We start from the raw sequence: 16,607 nt of genomic DNA on the forward strand, positions 1-16,607 counted from the left end.
TTTGACTTTGCCACTCTTCAGATGTACGGAGCTTGTTCAAAACTCAAATAGGATTCCTATAGTTATCCTTTGAATAGGATACAAGCAAATCAAGGGACATGGTACGATCTACTTAGTACCTATCAGTAAATTACCATTAGGGTTTAGGGTAGTTCTGTACCAATCCCTTTTAGGGATTGAAATAATTCAGATATGGCTACTGACAATACACTTACCAATAAACGGATTCGCCTCAGAATTCCCAAAGATTATCACCAGGAACCTGTCATTTCTCGCCTGGTGTCTGATTATGGACTGACTGTGAATATCACCGCAGCGATTTTGGGAGCCAATGCTGTCGGTGATGGTTGGTTTGACCTTGAACTACAAGGAACAGATGCACAAATTCAGAGCGGGTTAACCTATCTCCGCGACTTGAAGTTGGAAGTCTGGGATGAGACTAAAGTAAGTGATTGGTAAAGTTATAGCAACACATAGTAGGGGCGTACAACTAGCTGTGCGCCCTCACGAATGCTAATCTAAACCTCTCATTTTTTCTGACTTTTCACGGTATCTGGAAAACCTCTCTTCTTTATCTCTCTCCTAAAAGGAGGAGCCACTGCGTTGGGGAGCCAGCGGGGGAACAGGGGGTTTTCCCCATGAGCGACTGGCGTCGGCTCTGCCGACTTGTTCGCGTAGCGTCTCCCCTTGGGAGAAGCACGTGGCGTCAGAGACTTTGAATTTTCCCCCTTTCGGCGTCGGGAAGGGGGTTAGGGAGTTAGGTTTTTTTAGTATGCGATAGAAATTAGTTTTTCAAAATCTTGGTAATCAAAACTTTGTTGTTTTTTGGAGTATTTACCACATACATCATAGTACACTTTATTTTCTTGTATATTAAAGAAATATCCTTCTATTTCGGATTGCTGTTGTTTAACTTTAAAAACTACTTTGTTAGTTGTATATTTACCATATTTGCTAATCAGATAAGCAAAATTATTAAAATTTCCATTTTGAGCTTTTTCAAATTTTAATAAATCATCATCATCATTATTCTTACTTTGTAAAATTAATGCCTGTATATCTCTAAGAGTTTTGAGATGATTAATTTCAAAGTTATCATTTTTTGTGGTAAAGACGATAATTTGATGATAATTATACAAAATTCCAATATCGCAAAAAGATTTTTTTAGATACCTTTGAATCTGATTATAATGATTTTTTAAATTCACGTCTTCTCGTTTTACTTCCACAATTATCAAAGGAGATTGATATGGCTTAAAATTACTATTTTTTTGCTTTTTGTATATTTCTACATCATGATGATTTTCCTCAACTTTGATATTAATAATATCTGGAAATAACCCACTTTCTTTAATAAGAAAATGAATAAATATTTGTCTAACCAACTCCTCTGGTCTTCCATTAATTGGAATTTGTATTTCCCTAATCAAACATTTTGTATATTCTTGATAATCTTTTTTATATTTGATGAGTCTTGTATTTATTTCTTGTTGTAAATCAGTCATATATCTTTTGGTAGCAATTAATGGTGGATAAAATAGCTTTAGGGACACAATTATATTGCGCCCTAAACTGTGTATTAAAGGTGTAATTTATAAATTTAAATTGTTTATTTTTCCCCAAAAAAGCCTAGTATTTTAGTAATTAATTTCTCCCAATGATATTCAGCTTTGCTTTTTAAGAATGTATTTAAGTTTTTCTCTTTTTCCAGTTCTCGCTGAAATATCAAACATACATTATCGACAAATGTTTCTCTCCTCTTCCTCTCCTTACCTTTTTCATCAAATAGAGCCTTCCAAAAAGCCGAATCTTCGTTTCGAGGTAATAGTTTTCTCGTGATTTCTTCTTCAACTTCTTTGCCTACTTCGTATATAAAATCGTCATATAATACGTAAAATTTTTTAACTAATTCAGGGAACAATATCTTTAAAGATTCATTCACAGATACAAGCTCATTCAGGATATTTTCTAATTCCTGTTTTACTTCTTTAGTAAATTTTTTCAGCATTTGATCTTCATCTATTCCTCCAGCAACAACCCTCGCATCATAATATATATCTATATCTCTTGGCTGATAGTAACCGAAATTTCTATGGATAGCGTGTTTCGTGTTCCATGCAGGATAAACTCTGCGATAGTATTTATTAACATATTCATCAATAAAATCTTCATAAATAAAACTAGGCACTCTTTTACTTAAATCCCGTAAACTCTTTATCTTCTGAATGGCATTTTGAATTACCTTGATTTCTGATTCCTTTAAAACATCACTATTTTTGATTTTCGCCGAGCTTTTTTTGATAGCCTTGATTTCATCTAATAAAATATTTCGCCTACGTTCTACTACACCCGCTATAGCTTCGAGAAATTCATTTTTATCTGCCTGTACATCTTCTTCATCGTAGTTTTCATTTAGCTTAACTATATCATCACGATAGTATCTCAAGGAATCATAGAACAAGATATTTTTTTGGAAAAAATCTACATTCAAATTTTTGAATGTAGCTTGAACTTCGTCTTGTCTGATTCTAATTCCTAAATCTCTATCTTCATCAGAGCCATGCACTTTTTCAGGCTCATTTTTGCGAGGTAATACCAAAGTGACAAATCTATGATGAAAGTCTTTAGATTTAGACGTAAGATGATAAATTATTAATTTCCTAATATTAGCTTCAGGAGCATCATTAAAGGGAGTTACAAAAATACAGATGGTATCCTGACTGTCAACATATTTTTGCAAGTCTTTACGAATTGGGTTCTCATCAAGTCCTTTGGTATCAACAACTGAATCGAACTGAGACAAGTTGGAACCAGATAAAATACCATCGCTCAGATAAAGATATATTTTCCTTGGAATAGCAAACTCCTTTAACTGAACATTATTGATGGCTGCAAAGGTATTTTTTATCCATTCTTGCTCATTATTCTGGTTGTTAAACTCAATTTTAGTAGTAGTTCTAGCTTCGAGATTTGCATTATTCAATGCAGTATTTTTCAGTAATTCTACTCCTGATTCATTAAGTAACTCCTTCGCTTGGTCAGTTCTTAAAATGTTCTTTTTATCACCATCATCGACTGTTTTAGCAGTGATTTTAAGTTCTGTAATATTCCTAATAACTCTCTCAATTTCTTGAGAAATGATTATTTTATCCTCTAACTGTGTATTATCTCTATTAGCAATAGAATCGCAGAAATCAAAAATAAGATTTTCCATTTCATCAACTGTATAAGGCTCTATCTCTATGTAAGTTTTTTCAGATGCCTTAATAATTACTTCACATATAGTAGTTCTGCCCGCTCCGGTTGATAGTAACTCTTTAGTTTCGGTTACACTTTTAGTTTTGCCATTAATTGTCTTGGAAACCTTGAAGTCGCTAATTAAGTTAAAAAGATGACAGATGACTGTAGTTTTTCCTTGACCAATAGTACCTATAAAAACAATTTTATATTTATCTATACTAAGAATTTGCTCGATTTCTTCTAATCTTTCCAGCTTTGAATTCAGGTTATTGATGCCTGAAGCACCTGATAGCTTTTTGATTTCACGTCTTAAATTTTGCTTCAATGATGTAATTTCTTCTTGCGGCAGTGTACTCAACATACTGTTTTCCCTGTTTCAATGCTACTTACTTGATACTTGCAGTATGCCCACTATCAGCTAAAATCTAACACTGATGCATTATTTATTGTCTGTTGTATCCCTAAAAAAAAGATGAGGCGACTGATGCTGATATCTAACGCCTCTCAGGAAAAGTATTTAACATCAGCAGAATTTGATCAAGAGGATGAGAACAGATTTCAACAACCTTTCGGGATAGGGACGGGTTAAAAGATTTTTATGCCACATTTCGCACTTCAAATTGTAATATCTTAACAATTCAATAAATATTACAAAAAATGCTTATTCTATTAAGTATTAGCACTGATTTATTCCACCTAAAAGTGAGATGTATAACGGTTCTCACTTCGGTGCAATCCAGTCGAAACCTCACCCCGTATTTGAGTAAAGCAAACACTCCCCTCTCCTTGCTAAGGAGAGGGGTTGGGGCGAGGTTAAAAAATGTACTTAATGCAAACGAGAATTGCTATAGGTGAAATAATATTATAGAGAAGCTACATTCTAGTTCTCTAAAGTGACATTAATTTATCAAAGAGAATATTAATCTGTTAACAGTGACATTAATTAGTGAAAAGTGAGATTAATGTGTTAACACTGATAAATAATTAGTTAATGTATAGCAGAGGGCTTGAGAAGGTGGGTGACGAGGGATTTGAACCCGCAACCAATAGATTAAGAGTCTACTGCTCTACCGTTGAGCTAGTCACCCCCACCAATATCGATGATAGCAAACTTCTGACAGATTTGCTAGTGCCGCGCCCAAAAAAGGAATTAAAGGACAAATTTGACGGTGAAGGTGGTTTGACCTATTGCACTCTTTACATAAATTGAACCGCCTAAATGTCTGACCATTTTCTGCACTAATGCCAATTCCAGTCCAGTACCGCTATGTTTCCAAGGATCATGTTTGGAAAGGTGATAGAAAGGCTCAAAAATCCGTGACAGTTCATTGCTGGTAAGCTCTATTCCAGAATTGGTAACATTAAGCTGGACTGCATCCCCTATTAGGTGAGCAGAGACTGTGATGTATTCGCCTGCTGGGGTGTATTTGCAGGCATGGTTGAGCAGTTCTGTGATAATCCGCTCCAAATCGGTGATATCTGTCTCTAAAGGCGGCAACGCACGCTCAACGATCAGGTTTAAATGTTGTCGCTGGCAGCTGGTGATGTCTCGAAAAGACTCGACAATGGGGTGAAGCCAGCTTTGTAAGTCAATGGCAATCAAAGTTGGGGGATCGGGTTCGGCTTCGAGATATGTGAGTGTGAGTAAGTCGTTAATTAACTTGTTTTCTCGCCCACACTCGTTATGCAGAATCTGCAATAGTTGCGGAACTATTTCTATACTTGATATTTCTGCTGGTGTGAGAACACTTTCGAGAGTTTGGACTGCGAGGCTAATGCTAGTTATTGGTGTCCGCAGTTCTTGGGACAGGGTTCTGAGAAATTGGTTTTTGAGCCGATCGCCTTTTTCTAGTTCTTTTACCTGTGCCTGGGTTTGTTTGTAAAGCTGGGCTTGACGAATAGCGATCGCACATTCATTTGCAACTTGCTGCACTAGCTCGATTTCAAATTCATCAAATGCCTCTTGTGATGGTCTTGTCAACCAAATATTTCCCAAAATCCCTTGAGTATCAAAAATTGGACAAGCCATCTGGGACATAACTAACAAATTTGGTTGCCATCCCGGCACAATTTCCAAAAATTGCAATGGTTGTTTTTGCAACAGGGACTGATAAACTTCCAGACGGTCTGCAATCTGTCTGGTCAATCCTTGACACTGGGGTAGGTTCGTGCTGTACTCGTAGGCAATAGTAACCAGGGTTTGGCAGGTGCTATAGAGTTCGATTTGGCAACGAGCGAGGTTCAGTAACTGTGCTAATTCCTGGGTAACAATCTGCAACACCTGAGTCTCATCCAGACTGTCGCGGATTTGTTCTGTCATGCGTCGCGCCAAGGCTTGAAAGTTTCGCACCTGCTGCAACTGATTGATCTGCTTCTGTTTTTGCAACTCCATCTTGGCTTTGAGATCCTTGATCTGCTGATGAAGTTCTGCCTGCCCAACAGCAATGCCGATTTGAGTTGCCAACTGCTTGAGCAAATCTGTTTCTGTTTGCTGCCATTGACGCGGTTCGTGGCAATGCTGGGCAATCAACAGTCCCCACATATCTTGCTCTTTGAAAATCGGCACGACTAGATTGGCTCTCACCTGCAAAGATGCCAGGAAATCTATATAGCAAGAATCCAAGCCGGATGCATAAATATCCTCAATAACTTGAATGCAACCTCGTCCGTAGTGTTCTCGATGTTTGCGACTGAAGCACGGATCGGTGATGTTTTTTACCAATAGTCCCTGACTGGCAACCACACTTGATTCGGCAATGACTACCCCACTGCCATCAGTCTCGAAGCGATAAATTAGCACGCGATCGCAATTCAAAAACTGCCGGAGTTCTTTGGTTGCTTTATGGATAATTGTTTCTAATTCTCCTGATTGGTGAATCTGTCCAGCGATCGCTTCTAAGAGTTGCTCTCGTTCAACCTGGAGTCCAACTGCTTGTTCTGCTTGGTTCACAGGCATCATATTACTACTAGTACCAATCAGTCGATAAATCCTAGAGTTAGCATCCCTGAGTGGGGTGAGAGTCGTACTCCACCAAGTAGGAATTTCTTGGAATTGCAAACATTGTTCGTAATAAATAGTTTTGCCAAATCGCACGCAGTCAGAATAATGCTGACGCACCTTAGCAGCATCGATGGCAGAGAGAATATCCTCTGGTTTTTTGCCCCGGAAATCGTCTGAGCGAATACCTATCCACCGCTCATGAGTGGGATTTAATCCCACATACCGAAAGTCTCCGTCCTCCAGCACATCTACTATAAATATTGATGCCTCTACAGAATCGTACATGCTCAGTAGAAACTGCTCGCTACTGCTTTTATCATCTACTTCTGTGCCAAAAAGAATCTGAGGAGGTGATAATTTTGTCAACTCTATAGTTGATTCCACTGGATTTTTATTCATGCGAGAGTCCCTGTCTGGTATTACTGACTCTTTTAGGCGCTCTCTTGTCGTTATGCTTGTAGTCGATGCACTTTAGCGCCTATAGCAAAGTCTTGTCAGCTGTTGCTCATGGAAATTTGGATCTTTCTCTACTTCTAATCAGAAATCTAGGAAAGCTAAGTAGGAGTCAGCTTAACAAATCCTGCTTTTTGAAGGCGAAAATACATTTGCAGGTTACGGTACACTTACTGAAATTTATTTTTAACAGTTTCTTAAAATTCTTGCATATATCTCAGTACAAGCATCAGTATACGTCAATTAAGTTTATTATTCTTAATAAAGGGAGTGGGGAGTGGGGAGTGGGAAGTTACGTAGGCGTAGCCCGCCGCAGGCATCGCAATTTGTGAGCATTGATTCCTGTGAGGATACCAACTAACAGCCAAGTGATGGCTAATCCCATGACTTCGCCGAAGAATAACTGCGTCAGGCGGTGCAAGATCATCCCGACAGCAGAACCCACAGGGACAGCAACAGCCCAACTTGCTGAAGAGACAAATATCCATCGCCACGCCATCTGTTGGGGAATTGCCAACCATTGTGCCAATCCAATCCCCAAGCCGCCAAGCGCCCCATAAACCGCCCCAGAGAGGATTCTCAGGGGAAAAATCTGAGTGCTAGGTACAATCCAACCCACGGCACCAATACCGATCGCGGTGATCATACTCCAACCCAAAAGACTTGACAAAATCCACCTGATACAAAATATAGGTTCTTTGAGAAGACAACCTTGAGGAAGTGCGATCGCAAATCCGCCGATAGCTGCTTCTATTACCCCAACATCTGGCTTTTCGCCGACTTCAATTAAGAGTAAACTTAATAAAAAACCGCCAAAAGTAGCTAAAGTCCACAGCAATGTAAAACCAAATCTAGTATTTTCAGGCGGGAATGACATCAAAGTTTCTTTGGTTGTAATAGTCTGACAGTTTTAGCATGAAACATCTCAAAAAAAGCTTTGCGTCGCTGTTGGGGTGATTCAGGTACGATGTAACCCCACAGACTCTCCCAGTAGAAAAAGGAGATACCATCAAAATTGCGATCGCGCACTAGCTGAACCTGTTGTCGAACTTGTGCCATTTTTACAGGATTACCCACCGTTCCCGTTGATATACCAATTCCTACAGGAATTAGACTTTGAGCCAATTTCACAGATGGTTGTTCCAATTGAGCGATAAAAGACTTTTTATCATTTCGATATACCTGCAAAATTAACTCATTAACTAAACCTTTTTTTACCCAATTTTCCCAATCTTGCAAATAGTATTTATAGGCGAAAGCTTGATAGTTGGGAGACAAAGATATTTTGACTTTGGGTTTAACCGCCTTGACAGCTTGATAGATTTCTGCCATGAAATCAGTAATTTTGTCTGCCCGCCAACGCATCCATTCTGAGTTAAAAGGATCACCAGGGGGACTTTTGCCTTGATGTTCTTGCTGGTAGAGTTGAATAGTGAAGCGATCGTAGCCAAACTGTACCGGCATCCCAAAATGGTCGTCAAGCTGAATACCATCCACATCGTAATCCCTAACTACTTCTAAAATTAACCCTTGGATAAACTCTTGTACTTGCGGATGTAAAGGATTCAACCAAGCCTGTTTACTCACCAAACCATTCTCGATTTCTTCCGGTGGGGCATCTTGGATAGAGTTTATACCTTGTTGCCCAATTGTCAACCAATCGGGATAACGCCTTGCTAATTGTGAATAATGCGGCGTCATGAATCCGTATTCAAACCAGGGAATGACTCTCAAATCTTTATTTTTGGCAAGTGTCACTATGTTTGCTAAAACATCCTGTCCACCGTGCATGAAGTTAAGCAAAGGTTGAGTATCGGAGCCTGTAGTCATTTTAGCTACAGCACTCTTATAAAAAGTATGTCCTCGATTCCAAACTACAGGATAAATTGTATTAAAATTGAGAGCCGATAATTGATTTAAAGCACGGTTAATACCCCAAGGGACAAATAGTACACCACTGGCAACATTAGTGAGCCAAACGCCGCGAATTTCTGTAGTTAAAGGATTTGTTTTTCGGGAATAAACTGGCAGTGAAGAGAGTGAAAAAACTGTTAAAGTGACTACTAATCCCAAACACAGTAAGTAAGAAAGACCACGGCGAGCAACCCGATTCATTTGTAAGCGTGACCTAGTGCGAGCGGAATATATATAACTACAAAATAAAGTTGTAATCCTCCGGATGATGCAAAGAAATGATGATTTTATGCCAAGATATAAATTAATAAATGTGCCTTAGCGGAGAATTCGCGCTATTTTTAATTCTGTGAAATACAAGAGGTGATGATATGCGTACTTTTCCCAGATTAAGCACACCCCTCAAACTCTCGTTCCCAGTCTTTGGCTGGTAATGCCCCTGATTGAGGCTCCGCCTCTTATACTTGCTTCTCAGCACCTACTCTTTTGAATGGGAATTTTCCCGCAGGTTTGGTCAGTGTATGCCCCACATCTAGGATCTATTTTTGTAGTATGTAAAGAAGCACTTTTGACCTGAGATTATGCCCTCCTCTGAAAAACCCCTCACCTACCCATCCAGCCACAAGAGCAATCAAGTCGATAACTACCACGATACTTTAGTCGCAGATCCTTATCGTTGGTTAGAAGATCCTGACTCTGAAGAAACAAGGACTTGGATTGAGGCAGAAAATCAAGTTACTTTTGGCTACTTGAGTGAAATTGCTAGCAGGGAAAAAATTAAACAGCGCCTCACCAAACTTTGGGATTATGAAAAATATGGTATCCCTTTTAAAGAAGGCGAATCTCTGCCAGACGGTTCTAGCGATCGCTACTTTTATTTTAAAAATGACGGGCTACAAAATCAAAGTGTCCTCTACACTCTGAAAACCCTCGACGACCAACCCAAAGTTTTACTCGACCCTAATAAACTTTCAGAAGATGGCACTGTTGCCCTTTCAGGATTATCCATTAGCGAGAATGGTAAACTTTTAGCATACGGTCTATCTGCCTCTGGTTCTGATTGGCAAGAATGGAAAGTCCGCGATGTTGAAACTGGTGAAGACCTGCAAGACCACCTGAAGTGGATTAAATTTTCTGGTGCATCGTGGACACATGATCATCAAGGTTTCTTCTACAGTCGCTACGATGAGCCGAATGAAAAAACTCAATTAGAAGATGTTAACTATTATCAAAAGCTCTACTATCATCAACTAGGTAAACCCCAATCAGAAGATATACTAATTTATCATCGTCCTGACCAAAAAGAATGGGGTTTTGGTGGTGGGGTTACTGAAGATGGACGCTATCTAATAATTTCAATTTGGCTGGGATCTGACTCCAAAAATTTAGTTTTCTCCAAAGATTTGACTAATCCTAATGCTGAAGTCGTAGAACTAATTAACCAGTTTGAGGCAGATTACAGCTTTATCGACAATGATGATAGCGTGTTTTATTTACGCACAGATTTAAATGCGCCACGCGGACGAGTAATTGCGATTGATACCAAAAACCCTGCGCCAGAAAATTGGCGAGAAATCATTCCCCAATCAGCAGAAACGTTGGAAAGTGTAGGTATACTCAATAACCAATTTGTTGCTGACTACCTCAAAGATGCTCACAGCCAAATTAAAATTTTTGACCTCAAAGGTGCGTTTGTACGCGAGGTAGAACTACCTGGACTCGGTTCAGCAGGTGGCTTTGGTGGTAAGCGTCATGATACGGAAACTTTTTATAGTTACACCAGTTTCACAACACCAGGAACTATCTATCGCTACGATATGATAACTGGGAAAAGTACCGTTTTTCGCCAACCACAAGTAGATTTTAATCCGGCTGATTACGAGACTAAACAAGTTTTTTATCATAGCAAAGATGGTACTAAAGTACCCATGTTTATTACCCACAAAAAGGGGATTAAATTGGATGGTAATAACCCCACTTATCTCTATGCTTATGGCGGTTTTAATATCTCAATGACACCTGGTTTTTCTGTGAGTCTTTTAGTATGGATGGAGATGGGTGGTGTCTATGCTATGCCCAATATACGCGGCGGTGGAGAATACGGCGAAGAATGGCATCAAGCAGGAATAAAAGATAAAAAGCAAAATGTCTTTGATGACTTTATTAGCGCAGCTGAGTGGTTGATTGCTAATAAGTATACTAAGACTGATAAGCTAGCGATCGCAGGTGGTAGTAACGGCGGTTTATTAGTGGGTGCTTGCATAACGCAACGTCCCGATTTGTTCGGTGCAGCTTTACCAGCAGTCGGCGTCATGGATATGTTGCGGTTCCACAAATTTACCATCGGTTGGGCTTGGACTTCTGAATATGGTTCAGCAGATAATCCAGAAGAGTTTCCAGCGCTATATGCTTATTCGCCACTACACAACATCAAACCAGATGCAGCTTACCCAGCAACCTTAATTACCACAGCCGATCATGACGATCGCGTTGTCCCTGCTCATAGTTTCAAATTTGCCGCAGCTTTGCAAGAGGCTCACGCAGGTGATGCGCCAACGTTAATTAGAATTGAGACTAAAGCAGGACATGGTGCGGGTAAACCCACAGCTAAAATTATCGAAGAAGCCGCAGATAAATGGGCTTTTTTGGTGCGTACTTTGGATGTTGAAGTTTAGGGGTTAATTTATTTGTAGGGTGGAATGGCACTTACTTAAGCAAAAGTCACTGCTTAGATCCCCGATTTATTGAAGAAGTCGGGGATCTAAATCGAGTTGATTTCAAAAATCAAATCGGGTTGCTATAGATAATTTAAAATTAAATCATCACTCTAGGCAAATATTAACTATGAGATGGGAAGAAGTTTGTGAACATAAACAATTACAAGATTTACCCTTCAAAATTGAATTAAATAAATGGGGTCAAATCGTAATGAGTCCAGTCAAAATTAAACATTCTTTTTATCAAGGAAGAATCCAACGTTTCTTAGAATCTTTCTTGAATACAGGAGAAGTGATGCCAGAATGTGCTATCAACACATCAGACGGTGTGAAAGTTGCTGATGTTGTCTGGTGTTCAGATGAACGATTTTCTCAAATTGAAGATGAAGTGTCAGCATCTATTGCACCAGAAATTTGTGTAGAAGTAAAATCCAGTGGTAACACTTTGGAAGAAATGGAATTTAAAAAAAATTTATATTTAGAAGCTCAAGCTGTGGAAGTATGGTTATGTAATGAAGAAGGTCAAATGAAATTTTATAATAAGCAAGGTGAATTAGAGCAATCTTTGTTAGTTCCTAACTTTCCTAAGCAAATTAAACGGTGATTGTAGAGAAGATGGGAGAGAGCGTAGTTTACCGCACTTCGACAAGGCTCAGTGACCACCGTAGGCATCGCCTAAATTACTTATTTGTAAAATACATATTAAAATTATTCATCAACTCTACTTCGAGGCCCAATCAAAAGAATCGTTACTTGATTTAAGTCATCATCTATTTGATAAGTGCAACCAAATATTGATACCATTTATTATAACTGCTGTATATTCAGGGGCTAGACACTGAATACTATTCCTCGCGCAAAATGGCGAATCATAACTCGTCTACCCAGTCGCATCAAATAATTATCACTTTATAAATGCGATCGCTCATAAAAATAACAAGTTGAAAAATCTGTTGTAATAAGCCATTCATCAAAAGATGTGATCACCCAGATGCCAAATTAAAAGGAAATCAGGTTAAGCAGTAAGGGTGGAGAGAAACAATTATTTACCTTCACCCTTACCGCTTTCCTGCATCTGAGTAAAAAGAAAATTTAATTTCTTTATCCCTCTTGTGCTTAGAACAGGACAAATTGGGCTGTCCCCTTCAGATTGATTATTGTATAAATTTGTTTCTGCTGCTGGTTCAATTGAGGAATCGTAGAAAAACGATTAAATGTTGTGATTCCGTTAGTTACAACTTTTACTTCCTCGCCGATTCCAATTTTTATACGGGGTATGAGCAAGCTAAATGTGGTGTAGTCACCATCTTCTGTCTTCTGAATAGTTACCGTCTTCTTAATAGTCACAGTCACTAGTGTACCAATTTCCGTTTCTACAGTACGGATCTCATCTCCCGCAAAGTTTAATGTCTGTTTCTGGTCTTTATATTGGAAAGAAGGCTTGCCAATAAAGCTTGTTGTTGAGTAATTTATACTGATTTTCTCACCTGTTGAATTATACCCTGTGAAACTATACAAGTCCGGTGTGTTTTCTTGTGAGGCATGAGATTGTAATACAGGTATTGCTGCTAAGGTTATACCTAATGTGAATGATGCAATTAAGTTTCTTGTTTGCATATCTCAAAAAGTTATTACTAGTTTGACGAAGATATCTACCCTGATGGGATGACAATAAGAATGAAACCAATTATAAAAGTGGATATTCCGGAAAACTTGTCAAATGAAACACATCGCAATCGTTGTTAATATACTTGTAATAATTTGTAATAGTGCGTAAAGTTACATTTGTCTTGAAAATCGAGAAGTGGCATTGAAGAAGAATTCAGAAGTCAGAATTCAGTAGTCAGAATCAAGACGCTCTCTACGAGACGCTAAAAGCGAACGCGGACACGAGAAAGCGTGACGCTATCAGTCGGGGATTCAGACCCGCGACTACGAAAGTTGACCACAAAACAAGAAAATTTGCTGGGGGTGCAAAACCGCCGATTATTCATCCACCAGTCGTACAGAATTCAGAATGAATTCTGACGACTGGCACCTTTATTCTGTTCAATAAATAAGGAAAGGGATTTTTATACCCTCGTTGTGGGCTATTACTCGTAGGTGTCTTGCAAATAGGTAAACTTGAAAACCGACTATTACGGCATGGCGGAAATAAAGCTACCATTGAAAATGGTAAAAAAGCCGAGTATGTAAGTCTTTTGACTTCCAGAAAGCGATACTAAGGTTTTGTTTTATAATTAGAAATTTTGCATTTTCCATTGCTTATGAAGCTACGCTCATATATGCTTGTAGGGTTTTTTCTTAGCCTCCTGCTAAGTATTGTGCCTTTTTCGGGCAATTTCACCAATGCTGCAACACCAACAGCAGCCGCACCTGTATCTGCTGTCTCATTCACCCAAGGGGTACAAAAAACGGTATTGGACAATGGCTTAACAGTGCTAACTAAAGAAGTCCATACCGCTCCAGTAGTGAGCGTACAAGTTTGGTATAAAGTTGGCTCACGTAACGAGGTTAAGGGACAGAATGGGATTTCTCACCAGCTAGAACATTTAATGTTCAAGGGTACAACTGACCGTCCAGTGCAGTTTGGCAGGTTATTTAGTGCCTTGGGTAGCCAGTTCAATGCTTTTACTAGTTATGACGAAACAGCTTACTTTGGCACAGTCCAACGAGACAAACTCGAAGCATTGTTGACACTGGAAGCCGATCGCATGGAAAATTCCTTAGTTGGGAGTGAGCAACTCACAAGTGAAAAGCGGGTAGTGATCTCGGAGTTACAGGGGTACGAAAATTCACCAGGCTTTCGTCTGAATCGGGCAGTGATGCGAGATGCTTTCCCTAGCAGAGCCTATGGCTTACCTGTGGGAGGCACAAAAGCCGATGTAGAGAAATTCACGGTGGAGCAGGTGCGGAATTATTACCAAACCTACTACAGCCCAGAAAATGCCACGCTGGTGATTACGGGGGATTTTGCCACGGAACCTGTACTCAAAGTTGTGAAAGAAACTTACGGGAAGTTGCCAAAACGACCCAAGACAGTTGTGGCGAAAAATTCCGCCCAGGTGACTGCTCCTACCTCTGTTGCTAAAAAAGCGGCGATCGTTTTGAAGCAACCTGGAAGTGCGGCATTACTGCAAGCGGTGTATCCGTTAACAGATATCAACCATCCTGATGTCCCGGCTATTGATGTGATGGATGCCATCCTCACAGGCGGACGTAGTTCTCGGCTTTACCAGGCTTTGGTGGAATCTGGACTTGCTAGTTCAGTGAGTGGCGGTGCTGCCGAACTGATCGAACCAGGTTGGTATGAAATTAATGCTACGGCGGCTCCGGGTAAAGAGTTGGGGAAAATTGCCCAGGTACTCCAGGAATCTTTAGCAAAATTGCAACAGCAGCCTGTTACCACAGAAGAATTGAACCGGGCGAAGACACAACTGCAAGCCTCGTATATTTTGGGTAATCAAGACATTACTAGTCAAGCTACCCAACTGGGGTATAACCAAACTGTGGCGGGGGATTATCGTTTTATTGAAAAGTATCTGGCGGCGATCGCTAAAGTTACCCCTGCTCAAGTCCAGGAAGTAGCAAAAACTTACCTGAATCCGGCTAAACAAACTATCGGCTTCTTTGAGCCAACTCAACCAGATGGTAAACCAGGAACTTCCAGCGCTGGTTCTGGTCGCACAGTGGAAAATTTCAGCCCCGGGAAACCTGTAGATCCAGCAGAATTGGCTAAATATCTCCCACCTGCCACATCAGCTACAGATTCGGGCAAACAACCACTACCAGAAGAGTTTACCTTAAATAATGGTTTGCGGGTTCTGCTGTTAAGTGATCGCACCCTCCCCACGATTAACCTGAGTGGACAACTTGACGCCGGTACTGAATTTGACGGCAATCAAAAAGCTGGATTAGCGAATCTGACTGCAAACAACTTAATGAATGGGACGCAGACTAAAAATGCTTTGGACTTGGCAAAAACCTTAGAAGACCGGGGAGCCGACTTAAGCTTCAGTGCTAGCCGCGAGGGAGTTAACGTTAGTGCTCAGGGGCTTTCCGCAAACTTGCCGATATTAATTCAAACTCTGGCAGATGTCTTAGAAAACGCCACTTTCCCTGCCGAGCAGTTAGAACTGAGTCGCCAACGGGCGTTGACAAGTCTGAAAGTCCAGCTAGATGACCCCAGAGGACTGGGACGACAACTATTTCAGCAAGCAATTTACCCAGAAAATCATCCATTCCATAGCTTTCCCACAGCCGAAAGCTTAAAGAGTATTACTCGTGATGATTTGCTTGCCTTTTACCAGACACACTACCGACCAGATAGCACGACGATCGCCTTAGTTGGAGACTTTGAGCCAGTTAAGGTAAAAGCTTTGCTAAATCAGCAGTTTGGCAAGTGGCAAGCCACAGGTAAGCCACCTGTGCTGAAAATAGCATCCGTACCATTACGGCAAACTTTGACACGTTTAAACAAACTAATTCCTGGTAAAGCAGAGGCTGTTACCTACATCGGCTACAACGGCATCTCTCGGAAAGACCCGCGTTTTTATGCAGCATTGGTGCTGAACCAAATTTTGGGTGGTGATACCTTATCGAGCCGCTTGGGTACGGAAGTGCGCGATCGCCAGGGTTTGACCTACGGTATCTATAGTGCTTTTGCCGCTGGAATCAATCCCGGCCCGTTCTTGATTCAGATGCAGACTGCTCCTGGAGATACCCAAAAAGCGATCGCCAGTACCCTCGCTTTACTCAAACAGTTGCGCGAACAAGGTGTAACTGAGGGTGAATTCAACTCGGCAAAACGCTCAATTACCAATAGCTACCCCGTGGATTTAGCTAATCCCAGTGATGTATCAAGCATCATTTTGGATAATGCTGTCTTGGGACTTTCACGATCAGAAATCCGAGACTTTCCCCGGAGGATTCAAGCAGTCACTATGGCTCAAATGCAACAGGCAATTGAGGATTTAATTAAGCCAGAAAATCTGGTGATTGTCACCGCCGGGCCTGGAGATACTGTACCCAAGATTGGATCGTAATTTCACATAAAGGTGCAAAGTACATCTTTGCACCTTTACGTGTTGGCTGAAATTATAAGACTATGATTTAATTTTTGAAAAAACTCCGTACAACTCGAAAAGCCTGATTCCCTATTCCCTACTCCCTACTCCCCACTCCCCACTCCCCAGCTCCGTAGATAATTTCAGAAATCAAATATAGGAATCCTATTTGAGTTTTGAACAAGCTCCGTACATCTGAAGAGTGGCAAAGTCAAA

At 40.3% G+C, this 16,607-nt stretch carries 10 protein-coding genes and 1 tRNA gene; 4 read left to right on the forward strand and 7 right to left on the reverse strand.

Going from position 1 to position 16,607, the window contains the following annotated elements:
* Positions 1 to 192: 192 nt before the first annotated feature.
* On the forward strand, positions 193 to 459 hold the full coding sequence (locus PUQ00_RS28540) for an NIL domain-containing protein (protein ID WP_300422884.1): 267 nt from the start codon (positions 193 to 195) through the stop codon (positions 457 to 459).
* 308 nt (positions 460 to 767) lie between these two features.
* Here PUQ00_RS28540 and PUQ00_RS28545 read toward each other — a convergent pair whose 3' ends face one another.
* The 6 genes from PUQ00_RS28545 to PUQ00_RS28570 form a co-directional block, all read right to left on the reverse strand.
* Positions 768 to 1,505 (reverse strand): type I restriction enzyme HsdR N-terminal domain-containing protein, encoded by a 738-nt coding sequence (locus tag PUQ00_RS28545; protein WP_300422885.1) that lies wholly within the window; start codon positions 1,503 to 1,505, stop codon positions 768 to 770.
* Positions 1,506 to 1,609: 104 nt separating this feature from the next.
* Entirely contained in the window at positions 1,610 to 3,601 is a 1,992-nt protein-coding gene (locus PUQ00_RS28550; protein ID WP_300422887.1) for a hypothetical protein, read from the reverse strand.
* A 655-nt stretch (positions 3,602 to 4,256) separates the two neighbouring features.
* Positions 4,257 to 4,328: transfer RNA gene (locus tag PUQ00_RS28555), tRNA-Lys, on the reverse strand.
* Positions 4,329 to 4,390: 62 nt separating this feature from the next.
* On the reverse strand, positions 4,391 to 6,640 hold the full coding sequence (locus PUQ00_RS28560; RefSeq protein WP_300422889.1) for a GAF domain-containing protein: 2,250 nt from the start codon (positions 6,638 to 6,640) through the stop codon (positions 4,391 to 4,393).
* A gap of 346 nt (positions 6,641 to 6,986) precedes the next feature.
* The gene (locus tag PUQ00_RS28565; RefSeq protein ID WP_300422891.1) at positions 6,987 to 7,571 is read right to left on the reverse strand and encodes a hypothetical protein; all 585 of its coding nucleotides are present in this window, start codon (positions 7,569 to 7,571) and stop codon (positions 6,987 to 6,989) included.
* The gene (locus tag PUQ00_RS28570; protein WP_300422892.1) at positions 7,571 to 8,809 is read right to left on the reverse strand and encodes a glycoside hydrolase family 10 protein; all 1,239 of its coding nucleotides are present in this window, start codon (positions 8,807 to 8,809) and stop codon (positions 7,571 to 7,573) included. Before PUQ00_RS28570 ends, PUQ00_RS28565 begins: the two co-directional genes overlap by 1 nt.
* A gap of 380 nt (positions 8,810 to 9,189) precedes the next feature.
* On the opposite strand from PUQ00_RS28570, the gene PUQ00_RS28575 reads away from it, so the two are divergent.
* Both PUQ00_RS28575 and PUQ00_RS28580 read left to right on the forward strand, forming a co-directional pair.
* On the forward strand, positions 9,190 to 11,283 hold the full coding sequence (locus tag PUQ00_RS28575) for a prolyl oligopeptidase family serine peptidase (RefSeq protein WP_300422893.1): 2,094 nt from the start codon (positions 9,190 to 9,192) through the stop codon (positions 11,281 to 11,283).
* 169 nt (positions 11,284 to 11,452) lie between these two features.
* Entirely contained in the window at positions 11,453 to 11,929 is a 477-nt protein-coding gene (locus PUQ00_RS28580; protein WP_300422895.1) for a Uma2 family endonuclease, read from the forward strand.
* 512 nt (positions 11,930 to 12,441) lie between these two features.
* Here PUQ00_RS28580 and PUQ00_RS28585 read toward each other — a convergent pair.
* Complete coding sequence (locus tag PUQ00_RS28585; RefSeq protein WP_300422897.1) at positions 12,442 to 12,942, reverse strand: hypothetical protein; 501 nt, start codon at positions 12,940 to 12,942, stop codon at positions 12,442 to 12,444.
* A 668-nt stretch (positions 12,943 to 13,610) separates the two neighbouring features.
* Here PUQ00_RS28585 and PUQ00_RS28590 point away from each other — a divergent pair.
* The gene (locus tag PUQ00_RS28590; RefSeq protein ID WP_300422899.1) at positions 13,611 to 16,370 is read left to right on the forward strand and encodes a pitrilysin family protein; all 2,760 of its coding nucleotides are present in this window, start codon (positions 13,611 to 13,613) and stop codon (positions 16,368 to 16,370) included.
* The last annotated feature ends 237 nt before the right edge of the window (positions 16,371 to 16,607 follow it).

Origin of the sequence: Nostoc sp. S13 (genome assembly GCF_029379315.1) — a bacterium.
Lineage (GTDB): Bacteria > Cyanobacteriota > Cyanobacteriia > Cyanobacteriales > Nostocaceae > Nostoc.

Excerpts from the sequence above, each read along its gene's own strand:
- PUQ00_RS28570 (WP_300422892.1), bottom strand. The coding sequence starts at position 8,809 with ATGAATCGGGTTGCTCGCCGTGGTCTTTCTTACTTACTGTGTTTGGGA.
- PUQ00_RS28575 (WP_300422893.1), top strand. The coding sequence starts at position 9,190 with ATGCCCTCCTCTGAAAAACCCCTCACCTACCCATCCAGCCACAAGAGC.
- PUQ00_RS28540 (WP_300422884.1), top strand. The coding sequence starts at position 193 with ATGGCTACTGACAATACACTTACCAATAAACGGATTCGCCTCAGAATT.
- PUQ00_RS28560 (WP_300422889.1), bottom strand. The coding sequence starts at position 6,640 with ATGAATAAAAATCCAGTGGAATCAACTATAGAGTTGACAAAATTATCA.
- PUQ00_RS28545 (WP_300422885.1), bottom strand. The coding sequence starts at position 1,505 with ATGACTGATTTACAACAAGAAATAAATACAAGACTCATCAAATATAAA.
- PUQ00_RS28590 (WP_300422899.1), top strand. The coding sequence starts at position 13,611 with ATGCTTGTAGGGTTTTTTCTTAGCCTCCTGCTAAGTATTGTGCCTTTT.
- PUQ00_RS28585 (WP_300422897.1), bottom strand. The coding sequence starts at position 12,942 with ATGCAAACAAGAAACTTAATTGCATCATTCACATTAGGTATAACCTTA.
- PUQ00_RS28565 (WP_300422891.1), bottom strand. The coding sequence starts at position 7,571 with ATGTCATTCCCGCCTGAAAATACTAGATTTGGTTTTACATTGCTGTGG.
- PUQ00_RS28550 (WP_300422887.1), bottom strand. The coding sequence starts at position 3,601 with ATGTTGAGTACACTGCCGCAAGAAGAAATTACATCATTGAAGCAAAAT.
- PUQ00_RS28580 (WP_300422895.1), top strand. The coding sequence starts at position 11,453 with ATGAGATGGGAAGAAGTTTGTGAACATAAACAATTACAAGATTTACCC.